The following is a 2,291-nucleotide window of genomic DNA, read 5'->3' as shown; positions in this document are numbered from 1 at the left end:
GCATGGACGGGTTCATAAAGAAAGGCGCCCGCAATCCGCAGCGCGAGTTCCGACCCCGCCCGCGCACGGATGAGTTCAAGCATCATGTCAAGGCAGGGTGCCGCACCGCCGGTGGTCACGACGGGGCCCGAGATCACATAGCGGTCCTGCCGGACGTCAATGGCCGGGAAGCGGTCCGCGAAGCTTTCCAGATCCTCCCAGTGAACGGTGGCCGCGCGTCCGTCCAGCAGCCCGGCCCGGGCCAGAAACCACGGCCCGCCATCGATGCCGATCATGGCCCGCACCCGGGGGGCAAGACGGCGCAGCTTGGTCAACAGGGCCGGGGTTGCCTGTTCGGCCAGCCGGAAGCCCGCGACGATCATCAGAAGGTCGGCCTCGATCCGGTCGGTGAGGGGCGTTGTCGCGATCTCGAATCCGGCGGTCAGCGGGACGGGGCCGCCATCGGCGGAATAGTAGCGCCAGGAAAACAGAAGCCGCCCCGATTGCCGGTTGGCCGCCCGCATCGGATCGACGGCGGCGGCCAGTGACAGCGCATTGGTATCGGCCAGCACCAGCACCGCAACGCTGAGCGTGCCGGGCTCCGGCGCGAAGATCGATCTTGCGGTTTTCATCAAGTGATTTCGTATTTGGTATGGCGGTGCCTGACAAGCGGTGCTTGCGCATGGCTGCGCTCTCAGCGAGTGTGACCGCGCATTTTGCCGGAGAAGATGATGCCGAAACCCGCCTGCCTGTTGTCCGTGCTGCTGTCGATGGCGCTTGCAGGCTGCGCGGAGCGGGTCGAGGAACCTGTCGCGGGCATGTCATCGGCCGCCGCCTTCGATGCCAACCGCTTTGTGGATGTCTGGCATGTCACTGCGGTACTGGGCGAGGGGGGCTGCGGCCCCTTGGCCGAAACCTGGGCGATGACGGCACCGGACAGTTACCGGGTTACCGGTACAATCTGCGGGCCGACCGGGGCCCGGGCGTTCGTTGCCCCGGCATCGGTCACAGGGCCCGGTCGCATCACCCGCGAGATGCCGCAGGGGGCCGAGGCGCTCTGGGTGCTTTGGGTCGATGCCGATTACCGGGTTGCGGTGATCGGCACCCCGTCACGCCGGTTTGCCCGTATCCTGTCGCGCACGCCCGAAGTGCGGCCCGATCTGATGCAGGCCGCACGCGATGTGTTGCAGTTCAACGGCTATGATCCGGCGGGGCTGCGACCGCTCTGACCGAAGGCACCGCAGTATCGGGTTTGCAGGCGCGTCAGCCGCGGATTTTCTTCAGGACAAGGCCGACGACCACCTGAACCACCAGTCCGGAAATGCCGCCGCCGACCAGATTACCGGCCATCGCGGCGATATCGCCGCCGCCGCCCAGCAGCCCGCCCAGAACCTGACCGCCGCCAAGTCCGCCCAAGGCACCGGCAATGACATTGCCGATATTGCCCATATCGGCCCCCTTGACCGCTTTTCCGCCGCCCACGCCACCCAAAGCACCGCCGACGATCTGCGCCAGAATCTGTTCCATAGTGCCACCTCTTCCTGTTCACTCATTATCGGCCGTAGCCATGGGGCCAGCGTCGGCTCTCAGCCGGACCCAGTCAAGAAAATCCCGATAGGGGCATACGGAAGTCGATGGGCGTGGTTTTTCATTACAAAGCTTGTGCTGAGCCATGTCGACCATCGGCGGCGCGTTTGATAGGCTGGGTTGGGCTTGTTCCACGGCGATCTGCGTGACGCCGCGATGCCGCGAAACCGGGGATGAATCGCTTGACGCCATCCGGCTTAGGACGTAAATGGCGCGGACGGAATTCAGGGCTCGGCCACGCGGGGCCCATCGAAGATATGTGGATGGCGGGCCCGGAGGCCCGAAAAACAAGGAAGAAACCCATGTCGCGCGTTTGCGAACTGACCGTTAAGGGCCAGATGTCGGGCAACAACGTGAGCCACGCGAACAACAAGTCGCGCCGCCGCTTCCTGCCGAACCTGAACGATGTCACGCTTATTTCCGATGCGCTCGGCCAGTCGTTCAAGCTGAAGATCTCGGCCGCGGCCCTGCGCTCGGTCGATCATCGCGGCGGTCTCGACGCGTTCCTCGCGAAGGCGAAGGATGTTGAGCTGTCGACGAAGGCGCTGAAGATCAAAAAAGACATTGCAAAGGCTCAGGCCGCAGCCTGATCTGCCTTGTGATGGTTGAATAAGGGCCCCGCTTCGGCGGGGCTTTTCGTTTGGGCAGCGCCGCGCATTGCGTTGGACCGGTTTGCGCCCTTTGTGGATCTTGGAAGCCGGGCAGCGCCCGACCGCCCCCTGGGC

General features: G+C 64.7%; 4 protein-coding genes. 2 read left to right on the top strand and 2 right to left on the bottom strand.

Features of this window, described 5'->3' with window-relative positions:
- A partial coding sequence (locus tag WBB85_RS21580; protein WP_432640631.1) for an AraC family transcriptional regulator occupies positions 1–611 on the bottom strand: 611 nt, incomplete at its 3' end.
- Positions 612–710: 99 nt separating this feature from the next.
- Here WBB85_RS21580 and WBB85_RS21575 point away from each other — a divergent pair.
- The gene (locus WBB85_RS21575; RefSeq protein WP_432640630.1) at positions 711–1,208 is read left to right on the top strand and encodes a lipocalin family protein; all 498 of its coding nucleotides are present in this window, start codon (positions 711–713) and stop codon (positions 1,206–1,208) included.
- Between the two features lie 34 nt (positions 1,209–1,242).
- Here the strand turns inward: WBB85_RS21575 and WBB85_RS21570 are convergent, their stop codons facing one another.
- Positions 1,243–1,506: a hypothetical protein gene (locus tag WBB85_RS21570; protein ID WP_432640629.1), complete on the bottom strand. Its 264-nt coding sequence runs from the start codon at positions 1,504–1,506 to the stop codon at positions 1,243–1,245.
- Positions 1,507–1,868: 362 nt separating this feature from the next.
- Between WBB85_RS21570 and rpmB the strand changes: the two genes are divergently transcribed.
- Positions 1,869–2,156, top strand: a complete 288-nt coding sequence (rpmB, locus tag WBB85_RS21565; protein WP_432640628.1) for a 50S ribosomal protein L28 — start codon at positions 1,869–1,871, stop codon at positions 2,154–2,156.
- Positions 2,157–2,291 lie beyond the last annotated feature (135 nt).

This window comes from Albidovulum sp. (assembly GCF_049646345.1).
Classification (GTDB): Bacteria; Pseudomonadota; Alphaproteobacteria; order Rhodobacterales; family Rhodobacteraceae; genus Albidovulum.
The sequence above is the reverse complement of the archived record's forward strand: the minus strand, read 5'-3'. Positions and strand labels throughout refer to the sequence as shown.

What these genes read in the sequence shown, in the direction of transcription:
- WBB85_RS21575 (WP_432640630.1), top strand. Translation starts at nt 711, where the DNA reads ATGCCGAAACCCGCCTGCCTGTTGTCCGTGCTGCTGTCGATGGCGCTT.
- WBB85_RS21570 (WP_432640629.1), bottom strand. Translation starts at nt 1,506, where the DNA reads ATGGAACAGATTCTGGCGCAGATCGTCGGCGGTGCTTTGGGTGGCGTG.
- rpmB (WP_432640628.1), top strand. Translation starts at nt 1,869, where the DNA reads ATGTCGCGCGTTTGCGAACTGACCGTTAAGGGCCAGATGTCGGGCAAC.